Below are 20,177 nucleotides of genomic sequence, written 5' to 3'. Positions count from 1 at the left end.
TATGATACGTTTAATTGTAATTTTTCTAATTATTGCTATTGTAGCCGCAATTTTTGGATTTGGAGGAATCGCAGAAGGTGCTACAGATATTGCGAAGATCATCTTTTACATTTTTGTAGTATTACTTGTTATCTCTTTAATAAGTAGACTGTTTAGAAGATAATCCCAGGCAGCTAAAGAAAACTTACCCAATGTAGACCTCACCAATTTTTTTGTTGCGCTACATTGGTTTTTTATTTATAAAAACTACTACCATGAAAAAAGTAATTTCAATTATGGCACTTTTAGTCGTATTAGTGTCATGTGGAGGACCAAGTAAAGTAGCTAAAGAGGCTAGGAAAACCTTTGATGGCACCTGGACGCTTACCAATATTACTTACCCTAACAACACGGGAACATTTGATGTAACACTATTTAATGATGCTTCTGCAAGTTGCTTCGAAGGAAGCACCTGGGATTTTGTATCTAATAATAATCGCGGAACTTATGAAGTTTCTGGAGCCGATTGTGTTGCTGGAACGCGATATTATATCTGGTCTATCGACGAAGAAAATACTCCGCAGGGGATGTACGACTTTTTACTAAAGCCAGTTAACGAAAACTATAAATCTACTAATGGTGACCAGGGTTTTAGATTAAATCTTGTGAGTCTAACCGGGACTTCTATGGTATGGGAACAAACAGTAACCTTAGAAGGATCACCGTTTGTAATAAGAATGATGTTTACTAAGTAGATTTTCGACGATCGATTAAAAATTTGAAATACAACAATAAAAAATAAGATTATGAAGAGGACATTAAATAAAATTGTAGCTGTATTTTTCGCAGCAAGCGTATTAGTAAGTTGCGATGCTATTCAAAATGCAAACAATAAACAAAAAGGAGCTGTTATAGGATCTGCTGGTGGTGCAGCCATTGGTGGAGTTATTGGGAATAACACTGGAGATGGAAATACTGCTTTAGGTGCCATTATTGGTGGTGTTGTAGGTGGTGCAGCCGGTGCTTACATTGGTAATAGAATGGATAAGCAGGCAAAACAAATTGAAACTGAAGTTCCAGGTGCTGAAGTAGAACGTGTAGGAGAAGGTATCAACGTTACTTTCGATGAAAACAGCGGTGTTTATTTTGCTACTGAAAAATATAATATCAATGGTAAGTCTGAAGAAACTTTAGATAAACTTGCTGGTATTTTTAAGGAATATCCAGATACTAACATTTTAGTTGAAGGTCATACTGATAATACAGGAAGCGATAGTTACAATTTAACTTTATCTAAAAACAGAGCGCAGGCGGTTACCAATTATTTAACCGATCACGGAATTTCTGCTAGTAGATTTGATACTAAATGGTATGGAGAATCTCAACCAAAATATGATAATACAACTGCAGAAGGTCGTTCTAAAAATAGAAGAGTAGAGATTGCTATTGTTGCAAACGAAGAGCTTAAGCAAGAGGCAGAACAGCAAACTTCAGAGAACTAAGATATCTTACGGTTTAAAATATAAAATCAAGCCACCTTTTTCGGGTGGTTTTTTATTTTCAGGGAATTGTAAATGCAATTACCAGTCCGTTAATGGATTGCTAAATACGAGTTAAACCCATCTAAACAGCCTTGTGAAAAGCTGAGTAGGTTCGTATCTTCAAACTAACTAATAAAAAAATCAATTTATATGAAGACTGTTGATAAAATGGAGGTGTTGCATAGCCAGTCTGCTGAATATATTCAGCAAGGCGAAACCGGTAAATTTCTTAAACTAATTCCAGATACATTTTTAATAAAAGGAAAAGAGAAAGACGGTGTTTTTAACCAGGGATATGCAATAAGACATATAAACAGAAGAGATATTATCCTAATCGATGTTGTAGAAGAGGATACCAAAGGAGCCGTTAAAAAGTTAGTTGACGAAGGTTACCAGATCAAAGGAATTCTTATCACCTGTGATGGTATTTTGGATGATGCGTATGCCGATCTAAAAACAATTTCTGAAGATGCTAACGGAGCTCCAATCTACGCGCATCCAAGAAATAATTTTAAAGACGATTTTAAAACAAAAGATATTACAACTCAGGCTAACGACCTTAAACATTTTGGAATTAAAGTAATTGACCTTCCAGGAAATGGAGGAGCTTCAGTTTTAGTGTATTCTGAAATTAATGACGGAATGTTATTTCCGGGGGACGATGCTGTGGGATCTGATTATGATTCAGAATTAAATACATTTAAGCGTCCAGAAATGAAGCGTGAAAACGACGATTTTGGTCTTGCAGAAAGTTGGAATGCTTTTGAAGATGAGTTTACCTATTTTTTCCCAAGAAAAGGAAAACCTGCTTTTAATGTAGATGAAGGTCAGCAGATCGATATTTTAAACGGATTAAGCCGAACCAAATAATATAAATCGCTCCGACAAATAGGAGAGTAGTACCCTGTAATTTTTCAAATTGAAGATTACAGGGTATTTTTTTGCTCAATATTATTGAAGTTTCATTTACGATTGAATAGACTAAACTCTTATCCATAGAAGCTGCTACTTAAATCGATTATAGTTTTTCCATCTTTCCACGATTTCTAAAAACTATGCGAAAATTGTTTAATTTCAATATAACTTATTGTTAAAGAGGTTATTTCTTCTATCGCTTATTCTTAATTTAAGGGATAAAAGAAACCAACTATGTCAAAATTAAACGTCACTCAAAAACTTATTAAAGAGCATCTACTTGAAGGAGATATGATGACTCCCGGAAAAGAGATTGGGATCAAGATTGACCAGGCTTTGCTTCAGGATGCTACAGGAACTTTAGTGCAATTAGAGCTAGAAGCCATGGGCCTAAAAAAAGCACAAACCGAAGTTGCTGTACAATATGTAGATCATAATCTATTACAAACCGATTTTAAAAATGCCGATGATCATAAATTTTTACTTTCTGCTGCTAGAAAGTTTGGCTTATGGTTTAGCCGTCCAGGAAATGGTGTTAGTCACCCTGTGCACATGGAGCGTTTTGGGAAACCGGGAAAAACGTTAGTAGGATCAGATAGTCACACTCCGGCAGCAGGTTCTTTAGGAATTTTAGCCATTGGTACCGGTGGTTTGGATGTCGCTGCAGCTATTGCAGGACAACCTTATTATGTAAAAATGCCACAGGTAATGGGCGTTAAATTAACTGGGAAATTACCAGACTGGGTAAGTGCAAAAGATGTGATCTTGGAAATGCTTCGCCGCTATGACGTTAAAGGCGGAGTAGGAAAAATTATTGAGTATTACGGCCCGGGTGTAGATACACTTAGCGCTATGGATCGTCACGTCATTGCAAATATGGGAGCTGAACTTGGTGCAACTACCACGGTTTTTCCTAGTGATCAGGAAACAAAAAAATTCTTGAAAGCACAGCAGAGAGAAGAAGATTGGGTAGAATTATTGCCAGATGAAGGTTGTGAGTACGAACTTAATGATGAGATAAACTTAAGCGAGTTAATTCCTTTAATCGCTTTACCAACCAGCCCGGGAAATGTTGTTCCGATAGAAGAAGTGGCCGGTAAAAAAATAAGTCAGGCAGTTATTGGTTCTTCCGCTAATCCAGGATTACGGGATTTTTGGATCGCAGGGGCTATTGTAAAAGATAAATCTGTTCATCCAGATGTTTCCTTAGATATAAATCCAACTTCCAGACAGATCATCCAAAATATGATCGATAATCGTGCTTTTGCCAATCTTATAAAAGCAGGTGGTCGTTTTCACCAATCTGGATGTATGGGATGTATAGGGATGGGACAAGCGCCAGCTTCAGGAACCATTAGTTTAAGAACTATGCCGAGAAACTTCCCAGATCGTAGTGGAACAAAAGATGACCAGGTTCATTTAGTAAGCCCAGAAACTGCGGCAGCTTCAGCATTAACTGGAGAAATTACAGATCCTAGGGATTTAGAAAAGATCTTCGACATGAAGTATCCAAAATATGAAGCTCCAGAAATTGAGATCATTAATGAGGATATGCTGGTAGCACCTGCGGAAGATGGTGAAGAGGTAAAATTAGAAAAAGGACCAAATATTAAATCGCTTCCTACAATAGAACCTTTAGCAGATGAAATTAATGTACCGGTTCTTTTAAAAATGGGCGATAATATTTCTACAGATGAAATCTTAAAAGCGGGTGCTGAAGTTTTACCGTTTAGAAGCAACCTACCCGAGATCAGTAAATTTGCATTTACAGTAGTCGATGAAACTTTCTACGATCGTGCCATGGAAGCCAAAGAAAAGGAGGGAGGCCATATTGTAGTTGCTAAAGATAATTATGCACAGGGCTCTAGCCGTGAGCATGCCGCAATTGCTCCTAAATATTTAGGTCAGCATGCTGTTATTGCCAATAGTTACGCGAGAATCGCATGGCAAAATCTAGTGAATTTTGGGATTCTACCATTAGAATTTATTGACGAATCAGACTACGATAAAATAGAGCAAGGAGATACCGTAAGTTTTAAAAACTTACGCGAAGATGTAGAAAATCGCAATAATATAAAGGTTGTGATTAAAAAAGAAAACGGAGAGAATACCGAATTTGAGGCAAAACATACCTTAAGTGACCGTCAAATTAATGTCCTTCTAAAAGGAGGTATCATTAACGAGTTTAAGGAACGCTTAAAAGAAGAGCAAGTGAAAGAAGAGGCATAAGCTTTAAAGATAAATGCTTTGAAAATACAAATGAAAAACCCCTTTCAGATTTCTGAAAGGGTTTTTAAAGTTTAGCTATTTATGTTTGGGAAATAACTATCTTCAATAAGATTTTAATGCGTTTGCATTTGTCCTTTTTTCTTGTCTAGTTGTTTATCTAGATCTTTTACTGTTTGTGCGGCTGCAGCTTCGAAAGAATCGGCATTAGATTCAGCAAATATTTGTGGCCCGGGAATGCTTAATTTTATATTACAAATAAACCCTTTGTCGTCATCGGCGTGATTTCTTTTAAAATGTACTTCAGCACGTGTAATGAAGTCATATTTTCTCTCTATTTTTTCGAGCTTTTCATTTACAAAGTTCTGCAAACGTTCGCTTTTACTTAAAGCAACAAATTGATAAATCGTTTCCATAAAAGTTTTTTTTGATAGGCCTAAGAAAGCTAATAATCGCTATTTAGACAAGTTTTTGTGGCTTCTTTTAGAAACAATTAAGATAGATTTAAAAATTTATAGGTTTCTATGTGTTAATCTCAAATTTTTTAGAGTATTACCCCTTTTTTATAGGGGTTAGTTTTATAAAAAACTATATTTTATCAATATTACCTTAAATTTTTAGGGGTTACTTCTTTTTTATTTTTGAATAATGGCCTAAAAGTGGTTGTTAAATGGAATTAAGAGAAATTTTAGTCAATTTTAGCTTAATTTTATTACTATTTTTCTAAAGAACACGAGCTATTAATAAAAACATCGGTTAAGTGTAAAATTAGAATTTGTTTTGTATCTTATACTATTGATTTTAAATACAATAGAAATGAAAAATTATAGTCAAAATTATATAAAATCGAGTATAAAATTATATTCCAGGTTTGTTGTAATTCTTGGAATTTTAATACTTGTAAGCTGTGGTGCGACAGATTATACTGTGAAGGATATAACTAGTTTTGAAGACTTGAAAAGCTTTGCACAGAAAAAGGAATTCGAAATTGAAAATAGATGGGCAAATCCCATGAGAGCAAATACTGTAACTTTTATTAATAACCCAAATTTTAATAGCGGTAACGTAAACCTAATAGGCAATACTAATTACATAAAATTCAAGGGAGATTCTGTAGATATTTATTTGCCATATTTTGGCGTTCGGCAAATGGGTGGCGGTTATAATGATCGTAGCGGAATAAAATTTGAAGGAATACCGCAAGATCTGGAAATTACGGAAAACGAAAATAAAAAGTATGTGCGCTACGAATTTACGGCTAATGATGAAACAGAAAACTACCAGTTTTTTATCACTTTATACGCAAATGGTAATGCCAGTACATCTGTAAATAGCTCGCAAAGAGATAATATTTCTTATACCGGTAAATTTGATCGCTTAGAAGAGGAAGAACAGGACGAAAGTGAAATTGGAAAATAAGAGCGTATTTGAAAAGTATAATTATAATTATTCTAATAGAGCTAAGGTTTGTATTATTCTATTTTACATAATATAAATTATAGTTCAAATATATTTAAGTTATCAATTATCATTCAGAAGTAATATCCTGAATGATTTCTAAGAATGTATTTTCTATTCTAGGACTTACAGATTTATTGATAAGGATATTATTGTTTTCATCTAGGATGGTATAATTTGGAATCCATTTAATATCAAGATATTCACTAAGCTTTGATTTAGTGCCATCAATTAAAAAATAAACATTCGATTTATTAAAGTTATGTTTTAGGCTTTGGTATTTTCTGAAAAAATCTTCTTTATTAATATCTACAGAAAGATATATAAAATCAACATTGTATTGGCTCTCTAAGTTTTTTCTAAACAATACACTTTCCTCTAAATCTTCAATACATGGCGCACACCATGTTGCCCAAAAGTCCAAAACCTTAATTCTGCTCTCTGAATTTGCTAAAACCTGATTAAAACTTAGCGTATCTCCTTTTGTGTTGATCACTTTTGTATTTAGTGTTTTATCTGGAAAAGTGAATCCAGTAAATTCCAAATCCTTAAAAAGTTCATTTATTCTTGGTATTAGCGACGAATTTGGATAATTGTCTTTAAAGTCTGACAAAGCTTTTTTAAAGAGCTTATTATCGGTAGCGCTTTTCCCTAAGCCGTGCTGAAAATATTTAAAAAACATTTCAGCGTAAATAAATTCTTTAAATTCTGCACTAAAATTTTCTTCTATAAAATTAGATTCTGCTATAAATTTATCCTTAGAAAATGGTGCATATGGCGAAGTATCAAAATATATACTAATAAGGCTGTAAAGCGTGTTTCGGTAAGAAAAATTAAAAAGTTTATTTCGATCTTGAAATTCACTCAGATCTAATTTCCCAAAATAATCATCATAATTAAAAAATTTTTCATTATTACGATATTCATGTTGAACGGTGGCTAAAAAACCTTCATCTGTAGGATTCAATAAACTCCATAGATAATCATACCTAAGTTCATCTTCAAACCGTTGTTTAAAATTTTCTGAATCAATATCATGTGTTTTTACGTAATGATCTAAAAAATTAAGCTTTCTCATATAAATAGAATCAATTCTATCTTTATAGTTTTTGAGGCTTCCTAAATAGTTTTCTTTTCCATAAGATCCAACAGAATCCATTAATTCAGCATAAAAATTAAACTCATCTGCCTTTGGACCAGCAAATTGCATTTTATTATCCTTTATTTTAAAGGTAATTGTATCATTAGGGTTTACAAAAACAGAAGTCGCGTAAATTATATTTTCTTGAGTAGATGCCAATAATCTTATGAATTGCGTAGTATCTACAAACTCTTGATAGGTATAAAAAGTGGAATCAGTAATGATACTGTTGTTTTTATAGGATTCACTTTCGCTTTGTGAGTAACCAGATAAATTTGCTATTGTTACCGATTGAAATTTGCTACTATCCGCTAACACTCCTCTAATAACAATACTATTCGATTGTTTTTCTTCTAATTGACTTTTAACGGGATTGTTTTTTTTAGATTTTTTATAATTACAACCATAAAAGCCAAAAAACAAGATAATTAATAATAGCGTGTAAAAATTTCTCATGAAGATATAAACATTTTTTTAGGCCTAAAAGTTAGTAATCAAATATTATTCCGAAAAATAAATTAAATTACTTATTTATATATACACTCTACACTTACACTTCAAATTTGATTGTTAAAACTGGAAAACGGTATTACAAAATAATGATCTATTTAAACTAAAAAAGCCCATCATTTCTGATGGGCTTTTTGATAAACCTTGAAAAAATATATGTTATATAACTTCTACGTTTACTGCGTTTAATCCTCTTTTACCTTCCTGAAGATCAAATTTAACCTCGTCGCCTTCGCGTACTTCGTCAATTAAACCTGTTACGTGTACAAAGTGATCTTTGTCTACTCCTTCTTCAGTGATAAATCCAAATCCTTTAGTGTCATTAAAGAATTTTACTGTTCCTTTATTCATTTTAATATATTAAATTATGTGGTACAAAGGTGAAACTAATATTTGGATAAAACACTATAAGATGGATTTATTTTAAATTTTAATTTTTTGGTAATCAGCAATATAATATTTATCCGTCTGTAATTACACAAATGTACTATGATTTAATGATCAAGTAATTGATTAAATCTTCCGTAGAAATCTTTAAAATTTTCACCTCAATAGCTAAATCGATTTGTGTTTTGATTTTGTTTTTAACTTCATAGAAATTAGTTGTTTGTAGTTTAAAATATGATTTGGAAATAAGCAATTTCACCTCGTTCCTATAATTAAACTAAGGCAGTATTATCTAAACAAAAAAGAGCTGCCCACTAACGGACAGCCCTTTTCATACTAAAAATCAAACTGCACTACAAACTACTTGTCTTAATTACAATTATTTACAATTATATTTGTGCCTTTACGATCACCGGAAAGTGATCTGAAATAAATTTAGGACCGCGCTGCGCATCTAAAACCTGATAACTTTTAATATTCACATCTCCCTGGTAGAAAACATAATCGATACGATCTCTATCCTGATTTGGCTCTAACTGAAAACCATTAAAGGTATATGTTGGGCCATATTTTTTTTCAGCATTTAACTTTGTATCTAGTAATTTTAGACTTTCACCTTTATCTGAGATCATAGTTTTATAAGCTTCAGAAGACGGTGGAACATTAAAATCGCCCGTTACAAAAACAGGAGTTCCTTTAGTGATCTTTTCTGCAATGATATTTCGTATTAAAGTGGCACTTTCTTTACGAGCTTCAGTTCCTACATGATCAAAATGGGTATTAAAGAAAAAGAATAATTTTTTATCTTTTTTTCTTCGGAATTTTGCCCAGGTTACAATTCTTGGTAAAGCGGCATCCCAACCTTTAGAGCCAACAACTTCTGGAGTTTCAGATAACCAAAGAGTGCCACTATCCAAAACTTCAAAGGCATCTTTTTTATAGAAAATAGGCGAAAACTCACCTTCCTTACCTCCTCTTCTACCCACACCAATATGCGCGTATTCATCCAAACCACTTTGCATATCTTCTAATTGCGAGTACAATACTTCCTGAGCTCCAAAAACATCGATATCCTCAAATTTCACCATCTCGTTGAACCAGTCTCTACGAAAGTTCCAGTAATTAATACCGTCATTTTCAGTAGCCATTCTAATATTGCTACTCATAATTTTTAATGGATCTTCCTGTGCACTAAGTGTTAAAGCAAAGAAGAAAAGTAATACGCCTAAAATTCTATTTTTCATTCTATTTATTAATTTATTCCCAACCGGGATTTTGTTCTAAATTTGGATTTAGTTGTAATTCTATTCGAGGGATTGGATAAAGATAATCCCTATTTTCATCAAAACTTCTATTATTAAAATTGGGTTGTGGATCGATAAGATTGTTCGCACTTAGATAAACATCAGATCCTAATCTCAGATACTGAATTCCTTCTACCTGGTTTCCTGGAGCATCACCTTCGTAAAACACAACATCTGTATCCCCATCGCCTTCAAAATCATATTCACCCGGGCCTGGCACATACAATCCTCGCAAAGGTCTTGTGATAAACTGTCCTGCTTCCCATCTAACGATATCATCCCAAAAGAAATTCTCCATATAAAGTTCGATTCTGCGTTCTCTTCTAATTTCGAGGATAAGTCCGTTATTGCTTCCGTTTACCTGTGGGTATTGATCCTGCATGTAAGGATCTGGATCATTATTAACTTCAGTAATCGATAAATGAGGCATAGCCACGCGATCTCTAAGCAAATTTATAGAATTATCTATATCTGCCTGTGTTGCTGTTCCCAATTCAGCTTTAGCTTCAGCAAAATTCAATAAAATTTCACCAAATCTAAAAATTGGTAGGTCTGTGATAGATTGTTCGTTGGTGTCGTATTGCGGCTCAGTTACATATTTAATGATCTGGTAACCGGTTACCGTTGCACCTAAATTAGGTGGAAGTTCTTGTGTTTGCCCTTTACGAGTATAACCCGGAGTTCTAATGGTTTGCGAAAGTCTAGGATCACGATCGGCTACTTCTTCAGTAAAGAATATCTGGTTGTAATTTGGTTGGTCTGTAAACCTGGTTCCATCTACATTAAGATAAGTGTTTACCAAATCTTTAGGCATGCCAGGACGCCCGTAAGAAGAAGTCGTCGTGTAATAATTTACATTGTGAGTCACATCGATATCGCGCGTAAACTCTCTGGCCATAATAACTTCAGCTCCGTTAACGTCATGCTCATTAAACAAATTTAAATAATCTGTATTTGGATTTCCTGAAGTATAAACACCGTAAGGCGAATTGTTCATTAATTCTTCTGAAGCATCGATTGAAGCTTGTAAATAGGTTTCGTAATCACTTATGCCACGATATTTCTCGTATGTTCCTTCATATAATCCCACTCTGGATTTTAAGGCTAAAGCAGTGTATTTGGTTACCGCATAAGTTTGCTGTTCTTCGTTTAGATCTTCGATAGCAATATCAAGATCTTCTAAAATCTTATCTACGATAAACTGTCGACTATCTCTTGGTTTATGTAGACTTTCCTCGTCATCTGGATCGATCGAATAATCGTAATAAGGAACAGCCCCAAAGCGTTTCAATTTATCAAAATAAAAATAAGCTCTAAAGAATCTGGCTACACCGCCATAGTGAGCAATGGCAGCTGCATCGTCACCTTTTTGGTAATTTTCTAGAAAGTAATTAATATCACGAAGATACCCCCAATCCCAACCGCCACCGGTGGTAGGAATAGTACGAGCACTACGCATTTCTTCACTTAAAGTAGTCTCTAGAATATTTCCTGCCCTGTTATCGCCATTATAGATTGAAATGCTAGGCAACATTCTATAAAAACCATTGGTATATAATTGTAAATCGCTGGCTTTTGTAAAGAAGTTATCCTCGGTAACATCAGATAATGGTTCTTTATTTAAAAGATCATCACTACAGCTAAATAATGTTGCTATCAGTAAGATGAATAGTATTTTAATATTTTTCATCATCATAATTTTAAAATTGAAGGGATAGCCCAACCGAATAGGTTTCGTTAAACGGAATTGTTTGTGCAGTACCTCGATTCGAAGAAGTTGAAGGCTGGTTTAGGTTTACTGAATTACTTGCCGCCTCTGGATCGATATAATCTGTTAGCGAAGTAAAAGTGAGCAGGTTTTCGCCGCTAAAATAGATCCTGAATTTGCTAACATTGAACTTTTCTGTAATCCTTTTTGGGATGGTATATCCTAGGCTTAGATTCTTAAGTCTTAAATACGCAACACTTTGCAGATATCTGTCGTTTATTGCGCCTAAAGCATCATTATCTGATAAGGCGATATAACCAAATAATCTAGGGAAATAAGCATCTCTATTATCTGGAGACCAGATATTATTCGCAAGATCTTTACGAATAAAAGTATCGTAAGGACGGTTATACATTGCCCAGAAGATTCTGGAATCTGTATTAGGATACCAGTCTTGTTCGCCTACGCCTTGAAAGAATGCAGACAGATCAAAACCTTTCCATGCTGCATTTACTCTAAAACTATACAGATATTGCGGAGCTGTATTTCCTATTTTTCTACGGTCTCCTGGATCCTGAAGTGTATTTTCACCTTCGTCGATAACACCGTCTCCATTTAGATCTACATAACGCACATCTCCTGGTTGCAATCCGCCATTTGCGGTAATACGATTAGCGACACGAGTTTGATCTGCGTGGCCTACAATTTCTTCTTCAGTTTGAAATAATCCATCTACGTGATATCCCCAAAGTTCTCCAATGGTCATCCCTTCATAATAATCTAATAAACTGTTATTAGGATTATCGAATCTTGTAATCTCTGTAACCGAATTGGATAAATTTCCTGTAATGCCGACGCTTAAAGGAGACTTAGCAACTTCAAAAGTATGATTGTAACCTAAACTTAATTCAAAACCACGAGTTCTTAGATCGGCTACGTTTTCCTGTGGAGAACTGGTTCCCAAAACACTTGGTAAAGTTGCTCCCTGGGTAAGCATTCCATCGGTGTTTCTTTGAAACCAGTCGAAAGTAATATTTATATCATTATCCAAAAGCGCAATATCTGTCCCAATATCAAAGGTTTTTACTTCTTCCCATGAGATCTCACGAGGATTTAAACCTGGAGCCGAGATATAATCTAAAGTTCTTCCGTTAAGTGCAAAGTTGCTATCTATATTTTTATTCAGCGTAGGCATGTATGCATAATTAACAACCTCCTGATTACCCAAAGAACCGTACGAAGCTCTTAATTTGAATAGATCGAAGGTATTATCTAAACCAGAAAAGAAATCTTCTTTATTAATTAACCAACCTCCTGAAACCGATGGAAAGAATCCCCAACGCTCTTCTTCAGGAAATCTTGAAGTTCCATCATAACGACCGTTCACTTCTAATAAATATTTGTCTTTATAATCGTAGGATAATCTATAAAAAACTCCTTGTAAAGCCCATTCTGCGGCACTTCCTAAAGCTTCTGGATTACTGGTGGCTAATCCTAAAGAGTTTAGATCGTCTGAAATACTATTTTGTTTGCTTGCCGTGGTGCTTTTGGTATAAAAAGTTTCCTGATTAAAACCTAAAGTGGCTTTTAAACTGTGATCACCAAATTGATGCCTGTAATCACCATACACATTAAAAGCATCATATTTAAAGCGAGTATTATATTCTGTTAACTGGTCTGTTCCCATAGTATTCACTTCACCGGGATAAATAGAATAAGGAACATTTACAGATCTTTGATAGCGATTATAATTTGTTCTTCTATATGCGTAACTGGCAGTAACGTCCAGACCTTTAAAAGGATTTATTTTAAGTGTTGCGATATTAGAGAATTCTCCTTCTTCAGTCTCCTGTTTAGCTTTACCATAAAGTAAAGAAGCGTAGGCACCGTCACCAATCGTATAATTATTAAGTTCTGTTCGCCATGTAGCTGTACCATCTGGATTTTGCGGCATATAAGAAGGTAAACCATGAACATAGATATTCCCACTAAATTGATCGTTCCATCCATACTGACTACCACCATGCTTTAGATCGTTAGAACTATTGTATTGCATATTGTTGGTAAAACTAAGCCAGTCATTAATTTCCATTTCCAGTTTACCACGCAGGTTATAAATCTTATAGTGATCGTCCTGGACTTTTAATATTCCTTCACTGTTATAGTTACGATACGAGAAGAATCCTTTTATTTTTTCTGAACCTCCAGAAACCGATACATTGTAGATCTGCGTTGGATAGCTATCTCTAAAGAAGTAATCCCACCAATCTGTATGACCATAATAAATGTATTGTTCTCTTCCATTTCGAATATCTGTTTCCACTCTGGCTAAAGAAGGATCCTGCGAAACTTCATAAATGTTTTGGTAATCTTCTTCGTTATAACCGGTATAACTTCTACCAACAGCTGTTCTGAAAGATTCATCTACAAGCATCACCGCCTGATAAGGATCGGTTAAATAATCAGTATTAATGGTAGGAGAATTCCACGCTGTTGTGGCATCTACACTTACAGTTAAATTACCTTCGCTTGGATTTTTAGTACTAATAAGTACAACACCAAAAGCTCCACGAGCACCATAAATAGCTGAAGCTCCTGCATCTTTTAAAACACTTATCGATTCTATATCATTTGGATTAAGATTATTAATATCACCTTCTACCCCATCGATGATTACCAAAGGTTCACCTCCATTTATAGATGTAAATCCTCGAATATTGATTCTAGGTTCTGCAGCAGGATCACCACTACTTTGGGTAACGTTTAACCCTGGGCTTAATCCTTGTAAACCTGCAGAAACATCTGCAATTGGACGTTGCTGAATTTGCTGAGCATCTACTTTACTAACAGCATCAACAAGGGTTTCCCTACTAGTTTGCCCATATCCAACTAAAACAACTTCTTCTAAACTTGCTGCATCAGTTTGTAAAATAATATCGATCTCAGTTTGATTTTCGATAGTTACGATCTGTTTTTTATATCCCATATAGGTCACGCTAAGCGAAGTTGCGCCTTCCGGAATTTCTAAGCTAAAATTTCCTTCAAAGTCTGTAGCGGTTCCAATATTGGTGTCCTGAACAAAAACACTTGCTCCCGGAATAGGTAAATTTTCGCTATCGGTTACTGTCCCGGTAATTATTCGCTGTTGCTGAATTTCAGTTTTATTCAGTTTAAGAGCGATCGTAGATTTTTTTCTGATGTAAGAGAGTGGGACAATTTTTTTAAGTCGGTTTAATTCATTTTCAACTCCGTTATTTTCCGGAGAAAAATCGGTTACAGAAACTTCTTTAAAAGCTCTTGTATTATATACAAAATTGATGTTTCCGTAGTTTTTGGCTAAAAGCTGTACAATTTCATCCAGGTTTGTGGATTTAATTGTCTTTGCCTTTAATTGCTGAATTCCTATTCCGTAGATCATCAGCATAAAAATTGTCGTGGTTATTAACCGCCAACGCTTTTTGGTTGTATTCATTTTAATGATTATTCTTTATTAATAGTTATTTTTCTTAAGGTCCTGGCCGGGACCTGTAATTGCCGAGGTGTAGTTTTTAGGTCATATTTTTCATTTTTAGCTGTTTTAAGAATTATTTTCAGTTAGTTTTCGTGTATTTTCATAGTTTTGCGACTTATTATTAATAGTTATTTTAATAATTGCCGGGGATGGTCTTGGCCGAGATTATCCCCATTATTTTTATTCGCAAATATTTCCTTCGATCTTATATTCTTTTTCATTAAGTGCTTTAAACTCGATATTGTGAGAAAAAGAGATGATTTCTATGATCTCTGCTAAGCTTAGATCACTTCTAAACTCTCCAGAGATCACGCAATTCGAAAAATCTGTTTTATTATCGATCTTGATATTGTAATAGTTTTCTAATCGATCTATTAAAAAATCAAGACTTGTATTATCACATTTTATCAAAGATGATTTCCAGGCGAGAACACTATTTGAATTAAAAGTGTTTAAACGAATTCGCTTATTCTCTTTATCAAAAACCAATTCCTCTCCTGGTGAAAGGTATTTTTCCTGATGCTTTAACGTGGTAACCTTAAGTTTTCCTTCAACAAGAGAAACCAAAGTCTTTTTTGCATTTTTATAGGCATTCACATTAAAAGAAGTTCCTAAAACCCTTAGATTTAGTTCGCCTGTTTTTACTATAAATGGTTTGTTATCGTCTTTTTTAACTTCAAAATACGCTTCCCCGTTAAGCTTAAGTGTTCTGGTGTTTTTAGTTGAATAACTAATCGAACTATTTCTGTTTAGCAGAATTTTGGAGCCACCATCTAGAAGAACTTCTTTTGGCGTTCTGCCGGTGTTGGTAACTTCTACCATTTTCCCTGGTGCATCGGGATTAAATATGGTTAGACTTGCAGTGGTTAACAAGGCGATTACCAATACGGCTGCAATTGATTTCCAAAAAACGTAATTTGGCCTTTTTGTAGACTTATCTATCCTTTGCCATAGTTTAACTGAATTGGTTTTAACCGGTTTATTCCAGGCTTTATGAATAAGCTCATCGAAATGAGCTTCAGAAAGATCTTTATCTTTTTTATGTTTCATTTTATGCTTTTCTATTAAGTATTCAAATAGAAAAATAAGATCCCCTACGTCTTAATGTTTTGGTAACGGTTCTTTTACGCTTTGGTGATCTTAAAAAAGGAAGCCAGAGTTTTAATTGCTGAAAAACAATGAATTGACTATATGAAATATTGTGCAGAATTTATAATATGAGGAAGTAAAAAAGTAATATTTTACTAGCGATGCTTTTCTTTTATTGAAAACTATCGAAATGTAACGGGATTATTATCTCGATGATTAAGTAATTGTTTCCTTAATTCTGAAATTGCTTTCGCTACCTGATTTTCTACGGTTTTTACTGAAATATTTAGATAATTTGCGACCTCTTTTTGAGTAAGACCTTCGAGTTTATGCATAATGAAGATCTCACGGCATTGCTGAGGTAATTTTTTAATCGCCATATTTAAAAAATAGAGCTGATTTTGGTTATTTTCAGCTTCAGTTTCTTCTAAAATTTCTTCTGAAGTTTCAGCATTCGTAGCTACTTCCAGCTTATTCTTTTTAAGCTGATTAATAATGTAAAATTTTGCAGTCCTAATAAGTTGCGATTCAATATTATGCTGTTCAGAGAGATTTTCTCGTTGCTCCCAAAATTTTACAAAAACATCGTGTACAAAATCTTCGGCTCGTTGCGCATCTTTCGTAAAACTTAGTGCGAGAGCATATACATTTTGGTGATATTGAAGATATATTTGCTTTAAGGCTGTCTTATTTCCTTTCTTAAAATCTGAAAGCAAACTCATCTTTGGTTAGTTTTAAAACCCAAATGTAGCCTTATTCGAATTCGAAAAATTTACCCTGATATTAAATAAAACTGATGCTAAAGTTAAGTTTTAGATGATATTTTATGATTTAAAGCTAATCGATTGGTAATTAGTTCTTTTTTGGATTGATGTAGTTTTTAAAAAATCACGATACCACAAACCAGAGTTTTTGATAATGCGTTGCTGGCGTTCATAATCGATATAAACCAAGCCAAATCTAGGACGATAACCTTCGGCCCATTCAAAATTATCGGTAAAGCTCCATACAAAATAGCCATTTACATTTACGCCTTGATTTTTGGCCTTCAGAGTGACTGCGATATATTGCTGAAGATATTGCTTTCTTTCTTCATCTTTTACCTGTCCATTAATTAGCTGATCTGGAAATGCTGCACCATTTTCAGATACTAGAATATTTTTTACACCTGGATAGGCATCGTATTTTTTAAGAAGATGAAAAAGTCCGTCAGAATAAATTTCCCAACCCATATCTGTAGTTTGTAAATTTCTTTTTTCAGCTTTTACATTTGTAGCCTGTAAATATGGGATCCACCAGGCATTTTTTACAATTTCTCTAGTGTAGTTTTGTATTCCAATAAAATCGAATTCAAACTGAAGTAAATCATCGTCTTCAGCTTTATAATATTTTTCAACTCTTTTTAAAAATGCTAATTCCTCAAAAGGATATCCATAGCCTAAACTAAGCTCTAAAAACAATCTGTTTACCAGGCAATCGACCCTATTTGCTGCTTTGTAATCTTTTTCACGGTCGCGAAAAGCTTCAATATAAGAACAGGAAAAAGTAGTACCGATATTTAGATTTTCATCAAAATCGCGTAAAATTCTCCCGCCAATGGCCTGGCAAAGCGAAGCATGGTGCATTGCAGGTATAAAATTCTTTACTCCTCTCCTACCCGGCGCATGAATTCCTAAAAAATGCCCTGCTCCCAAGAAAACTAAAGGTTCATTTAAAACCATCCAGTTCTTTACACGGTCGCCAAATCTAGAAACGCAAACTTTTACATATTCACTAAACCAGTTTATAATTTCTCTATTGGTCCAGCCACCTTTTTCTTCCAGCGCCTGTGGTAAATCCCAATGATACAGCGTAACCCAGGGTGTAATTCCCAAGGCCAAACATTGGTCGATCAAACGATCGTAAAAATTGAGCCCAGCTTCATTTATTTTTCCAGTTCCATCGGGTAAAATGCGAGACCAAGAAAATGAAAATCGAAAATGCTTAATATTCATCGATTTCATTAAGCGTAAATCTTCGACGTACCGATTATAAAAATCACAAGCAATATCGGCATTCTGGCCTTTATAAATTTTTCCTTTTTTATGAGAAAATTCATCCCAAATTGAAGCTTTTTTACCATCGGCAAACGGACTCCCTTCTATCTGAAATGCAGCTGTAGAGGTGCCCCAAATAAAGTTTTCGCCAAAATCGCTTCTTTTTAAGTCAGAAAAAAAATTATCCTCCATTTATACAATTTCAGTATTAGTAACTGTAGTATTTTGCTCTTGTAAAGCAACAGCGATTAACTTATCGATAATCATTTCGGTTTCATCTGGAAAATTCACTTCTATGATTTCATCTTTTAAAAGCCACTTCTCAATTTTAGGATAATGTTTCTTTTTTAGGTTTTTTAGCACCGTAATTCCCATTGTTTTAAGCATGGCGGCATTACATTGCTGTTCAAACTGACCTTTCATAGGCACTACTAATAGTTTTTTCTTCAGAAATAAAGCTTCAGCAGGTGTTTCGAAACCCGCACCGCAAATTACTCCGCTACAACTTCTTAGGCTTTCAATAAAATCGTTATTATTTACCGGCTTAATGACAATATTGGCGATTTCTGAAGCCTTTTTAAAATGCTTTGAAAATATTTCGAATCTGAATTGAGGAAAACTGCTGAATAACTTTAGCAATTTTTGATCTGAATAAGACGGAAGATACACCGTGTAATGATCTAATTTTTCTGGCTGAAGCTGCCGAATTTCAGACCTTATAACCGGAGTAAAAATACGATCATCAAAAGCTTTAAAATGAAAACCGTAACTAAAGCTGCACGGCGCATATTGTTTTAGAATTTTTAAGCCTAGCCAATCTTCTTTTAAAGGTTTTGGAGCTAAAGGGTGAAGCACCGCCGACTGATGACTTAAACCGAAACAATTTTTCTTTGCCATAGCACAAGCCCAGGCGGTAACAGGTTCAAAATCGTTGATTACAAGGTCATATTCCTTAACAGGAATGCTTTTAATTTCGTTATAAAGCCTTTTCATTCGGTTTTTACGATAAGTGTTCCAAATATCTACTCCGCCTTTTTTTCCGAAGATAAAACTTAGTCCTTTTAACTGATATTTTACGTCGTAAGGAAGTTTTAGATCACCTTGTGTACCACTAACTAAAAGATCCAGATGCCCCTTTTTCTGTAAAATGGGGATAATTTCCAGAGCACGACTAAGATGACCATTACCAGTTCCCTGAATCGCATAAAGTATTTTCATTAATGCGAAATTCTAAAGAAATGGGGATGATTTTTTTCTTTCAGAATAAAAGGGGAAATCATCGCACTTAATCTTCTTTGCACAAAAACCGCCACCAATAATTTCTGAAAACCATCTTTTAAATAGTTGTTTTTACCGGACTTAGTTTTAAAAATAGCTTTCTTAACCATAAGCTTATACTTAAAGTATTTACAACTCTTAAAATTATATACTTATGATTTAAAGTAAGTTATGTGTTTTTTAAATAAGTGCAGATTTAAGGTTAAGAATGCTTGTTTTTTTAATGAATATAAACTAGTTAAGTTTTAAAGAGGTCATAGTTAAAGATCCACCAACTGCTTTATCATTAAAAAACTCCAATTCATCTTTGTCTTCCTGTAGGGCTAAAGTGTACAGTAGCGGCAAATAATGATCTGATGTTGGTACGGCAAGATTTACTGCAGCTCCTAAATGATGATAATTCTGAAGTGAATTATGATCTTTAGTCAGGATGAGTTTCTTGATCTTATTATCGGCTTCCCTAGCCCAATCGAAGGCATGGTCGATCTTATTCATATTTGGCCAATCAATACGACGAAGATTGTGTACAATATTACCGCTGCCAATAATTAGAATTCCCTTTCTCCTAAGGATCGCGAGTTCTTTTGCGAGTTTATAATGTTCTTGCGGACTTTTATAGGCGTCTAAACTTAGCTGAACGACTGGAATATCTGCCTCTGGATATAAATGGCGTATAACACTCCACGCCCCATGATCTAAACCCCATTGATGATCTAAATGAATACTTTCGCTGGTAATTAAATTGGCTGTAGCTTCGGCTAATTCAGGATTCCCTTTGGCCGGGTAGTGCACATTAAATAATTCCTGCGGAAAACCTCCAAAATCGTGAATAGTTCTTGGCTGCGCCATAGCAGTTATTGCAGTTCCTCTTGTGATCCAGTGTGCTGAAATACATAAAATAGCATTGGGTTTAGGTAAACTTGCAGCAACTTTACGCCAATTTGCTACAAATTCATTTTCCTCTATCGCATTCATTGGGCTACCATGACCAAAGAATAGAGTTGGCATTTTAGGAGTGCTTTTAAAGCCAGTGGAAATGTTCTGAAGATCTGATAAATTCATGATTCAATTAATTTAAGTATTCTTTTTATTCC

The 20,177-nt window shown here is 34.4% G+C and carries 17 protein-coding genes; 6 read left to right on the top strand and 11 right to left on the bottom strand.

Annotation, left to right across the window (positions count from 1 at the left end; all coding sequences use genetic code 11):
- Position 1 precedes the first annotated feature (1 nt).
- The 5 genes from INR75_RS14710 to INR75_RS14690 all read left to right on the top strand — a co-directional run bounded on the left by INR75_RS14710 (position 2) and on the right by INR75_RS14690 (position 4,664).
- Positions 2 to 163 (top strand): DUF1328 domain-containing protein, encoded by a 162-nt coding sequence (locus INR75_RS14710; RefSeq protein WP_092540888.1) that lies wholly within the window; start codon positions 2 to 4, stop codon positions 161 to 163.
- Between the two features lie 91 nt (positions 164 to 254).
- Entirely contained in the window at positions 255 to 734 is a 480-nt protein-coding gene (locus tag INR75_RS14705; RefSeq protein WP_223089367.1) for a lipocalin family protein, read from the top strand.
- A gap of 51 nt (positions 735 to 785) precedes the next feature.
- Positions 786 to 1,481, top strand: coding sequence for an OmpA family protein (locus INR75_RS14700; RefSeq protein ID WP_223089366.1), 696 nt, complete (start codon positions 786 to 788; stop codon positions 1,479 to 1,481).
- Positions 1,482 to 1,670: 189 nt separating this feature from the next.
- Positions 1,671 to 2,390: an MBL fold metallo-hydrolase gene (locus tag INR75_RS14695; RefSeq protein WP_223089365.1), complete on the top strand. Its 720-nt coding sequence runs from the start codon at positions 1,671 to 1,673 to the stop codon at positions 2,388 to 2,390.
- A gap of 279 nt (positions 2,391 to 2,669) precedes the next feature.
- Entirely contained in the window at positions 2,670 to 4,664 is a 1,995-nt protein-coding gene (locus INR75_RS14690; RefSeq protein WP_223089364.1) for an aconitate hydratase, read from the top strand.
- Between the two features lie 113 nt (positions 4,665 to 4,777).
- Here the strand turns inward: INR75_RS14690 and hpf are convergent, their stop codons facing one another.
- Positions 4,778 to 5,077, bottom strand: coding sequence for a ribosome hibernation-promoting factor, HPF/YfiA family (gene hpf / locus INR75_RS14685; RefSeq protein ID WP_092540878.1), 300 nt, complete (start codon positions 5,075 to 5,077; stop codon positions 4,778 to 4,780).
- Positions 5,078 to 5,477: 400 nt separating this feature from the next.
- On the opposite strand from hpf, the gene INR75_RS14680 reads away from it, so the two are divergent.
- Positions 5,478 to 6,080 (top strand): DUF4251 domain-containing protein, encoded by a 603-nt coding sequence (locus tag INR75_RS14680; RefSeq protein ID WP_223089363.1) that lies wholly within the window; start codon positions 5,478 to 5,480, stop codon positions 6,078 to 6,080.
- Positions 6,081 to 6,189: 109 nt separating this feature from the next.
- Here INR75_RS14680 and INR75_RS14675 read toward each other — a convergent pair whose 3' ends face one another.
- The 10 genes from INR75_RS14675 to ygiD all read right to left on the bottom strand — a co-directional run bounded on the left by INR75_RS14675 (position 6,190) and on the right by ygiD (position 20,145).
- Positions 6,190 to 7,716: a thioredoxin-like domain-containing protein gene (locus INR75_RS14675; RefSeq protein ID WP_223089362.1), complete on the bottom strand. Its 1,527-nt coding sequence runs from the start codon at positions 7,714 to 7,716 to the stop codon at positions 6,190 to 6,192.
- Between the two features lie 213 nt (positions 7,717 to 7,929).
- On the bottom strand, positions 7,930 to 8,121 hold the full coding sequence (locus INR75_RS14670; RefSeq protein ID WP_092540874.1) for a cold-shock protein: 192 nt from the start codon (positions 8,119 to 8,121) through the stop codon (positions 7,930 to 7,932).
- 425 nt (positions 8,122 to 8,546) lie between these two features.
- Entirely contained in the window at positions 8,547 to 9,401 is an 855-nt protein-coding gene (locus INR75_RS14665; protein ID WP_223089361.1) for an endonuclease/exonuclease/phosphatase family protein, read from the bottom strand.
- Positions 9,402 to 9,414: 13 nt separating this feature from the next.
- Positions 9,415 to 11,157 carry a RagB/SusD family nutrient uptake outer membrane protein gene (locus INR75_RS14660; RefSeq protein ID WP_255584560.1) on the bottom strand — a complete coding sequence of 581 codons (1,743 nt, stop codon included), beginning with the start codon at positions 11,155 to 11,157 and terminating at the stop codon, positions 9,415 to 9,417.
- Between the two features lie 4 nt (positions 11,158 to 11,161).
- The gene (locus tag INR75_RS14655; protein WP_223089360.1) at positions 11,162 to 14,641 is read right to left on the bottom strand and encodes a TonB-dependent receptor; all 3,480 of its coding nucleotides are present in this window, start codon (positions 14,639 to 14,641) and stop codon (positions 11,162 to 11,164) included.
- 219 nt (positions 14,642 to 14,860) lie between these two features.
- A complete protein-coding gene (locus INR75_RS14650; protein ID WP_223089359.1) occupies positions 14,861 to 15,730 on the bottom strand; it encodes a FecR family protein in 870 nt (289 codons plus the stop codon).
- A gap of 221 nt (positions 15,731 to 15,951) precedes the next feature.
- Positions 15,952 to 16,491, bottom strand: a complete 540-nt coding sequence (locus INR75_RS14645; protein ID WP_223089358.1) for an RNA polymerase sigma-70 factor — start codon at positions 16,489 to 16,491, stop codon at positions 15,952 to 15,954.
- A 102-nt stretch (positions 16,492 to 16,593) separates the two neighbouring features.
- Positions 16,594 to 17,997 (bottom strand): GH1 family beta-glucosidase, encoded by a 1,404-nt coding sequence (locus INR75_RS14640; protein WP_223089357.1) that lies wholly within the window; start codon positions 17,995 to 17,997, stop codon positions 16,594 to 16,596.
- Positions 17,998 to 19,023 carry a glycosyltransferase family protein gene (locus INR75_RS14635; protein ID WP_223089356.1) on the bottom strand — a complete coding sequence of 342 codons (1,026 nt, stop codon included), beginning with the start codon at positions 19,021 to 19,023 and terminating at the stop codon, positions 17,998 to 18,000. It abuts the gene before it with no gap.
- Positions 19,024 to 19,317: 294 nt separating this feature from the next.
- Positions 19,318 to 20,145, bottom strand: a complete 828-nt coding sequence (gene ygiD, locus INR75_RS14630; RefSeq protein ID WP_223089355.1) for a 4,5-DOPA dioxygenase extradiol — start codon at positions 20,143 to 20,145, stop codon at positions 19,318 to 19,320.
- Positions 20,146 to 20,177 lie beyond the last annotated feature (32 nt).

This window comes from Zunongwangia sp. SCSIO 43204 (genome assembly GCF_019904275.1).
GTDB lineage: Bacteria > Bacteroidota > Bacteroidia > Flavobacteriales > Flavobacteriaceae > Zunongwangia > Zunongwangia mangrovi.
This window is presented reverse-complemented; position numbering and strand designations above follow the sequence as displayed.

Coding starts and splice junctions, on each gene's coding strand:
- INR75_RS14695 (WP_223089365.1), top strand. CDS start 1,671: ATGAAGACTGTTGATAAAATGGAGGTGTTGCATAGCCAGTCTGCTGAA.
- INR75_RS14650 (WP_223089359.1), bottom strand. CDS start 15,730: ATGAAACATAAAAAAGATAAAGATCTTTCTGAAGCTCATTTCGATGAG.
- INR75_RS14640 (WP_223089357.1), bottom strand. CDS start 17,997: ATGGAGGATAATTTTTTTTCTGACTTAAAAAGAAGCGATTTTGGCGAA.
- INR75_RS14665 (WP_223089361.1), bottom strand. CDS start 9,401: ATGAAAAATAGAATTTTAGGCGTATTACTTTTCTTCTTTGCTTTAACA.
- INR75_RS14655 (WP_223089360.1), bottom strand. CDS start 14,641: ATGAATACAACCAAAAAGCGTTGGCGGTTAATAACCACGACAATTTTT.
- ygiD (WP_223089355.1), bottom strand. CDS start 20,145: ATGAATTTATCAGATCTTCAGAACATTTCCACTGGCTTTAAAAGCACT.
- INR75_RS14635 (WP_223089356.1), bottom strand. CDS start 19,023: ATGAAAATACTTTATGCGATTCAGGGAACTGGTAATGGTCATCTTAGT.
- hpf (WP_092540878.1), bottom strand. CDS start 5,077: ATGGAAACGATTTATCAATTTGTTGCTTTAAGTAAAAGCGAACGTTTG.
- INR75_RS14680 (WP_223089363.1), top strand. CDS start 5,478: ATGAAAAATTATAGTCAAAATTATATAAAATCGAGTATAAAATTATAT.
- INR75_RS14690 (WP_223089364.1), top strand. CDS start 2,670: ATGTCAAAATTAAACGTCACTCAAAAACTTATTAAAGAGCATCTACTT.
- INR75_RS14700 (WP_223089366.1), top strand. CDS start 786: ATGAAGAGGACATTAAATAAAATTGTAGCTGTATTTTTCGCAGCAAGC.
- INR75_RS14710 (WP_092540888.1), top strand. CDS start 2: ATGATACGTTTAATTGTAATTTTTCTAATTATTGCTATTGTAGCCGCA.
- INR75_RS14670 (WP_092540874.1), bottom strand. CDS start 8,121: ATGAATAAAGGAACAGTAAAATTCTTTAATGACACTAAAGGATTTGGA.
- INR75_RS14660 (WP_255584560.1), bottom strand. CDS start 11,157: ATGATGATGAAAAATATTAAAATACTATTCATCTTACTGATAGCAACA.
- INR75_RS14705 (WP_223089367.1), top strand. CDS start 255: ATGAAAAAAGTAATTTCAATTATGGCACTTTTAGTCGTATTAGTGTCA.
- INR75_RS14675 (WP_223089362.1), bottom strand. CDS start 7,716: ATGAGAAATTTTTACACGCTATTATTAATTATCTTGTTTTTTGGCTTT.
- INR75_RS14645 (WP_223089358.1), bottom strand. CDS start 16,491: ATGAGTTTGCTTTCAGATTTTAAGAAAGGAAATAAGACAGCCTTAAAG.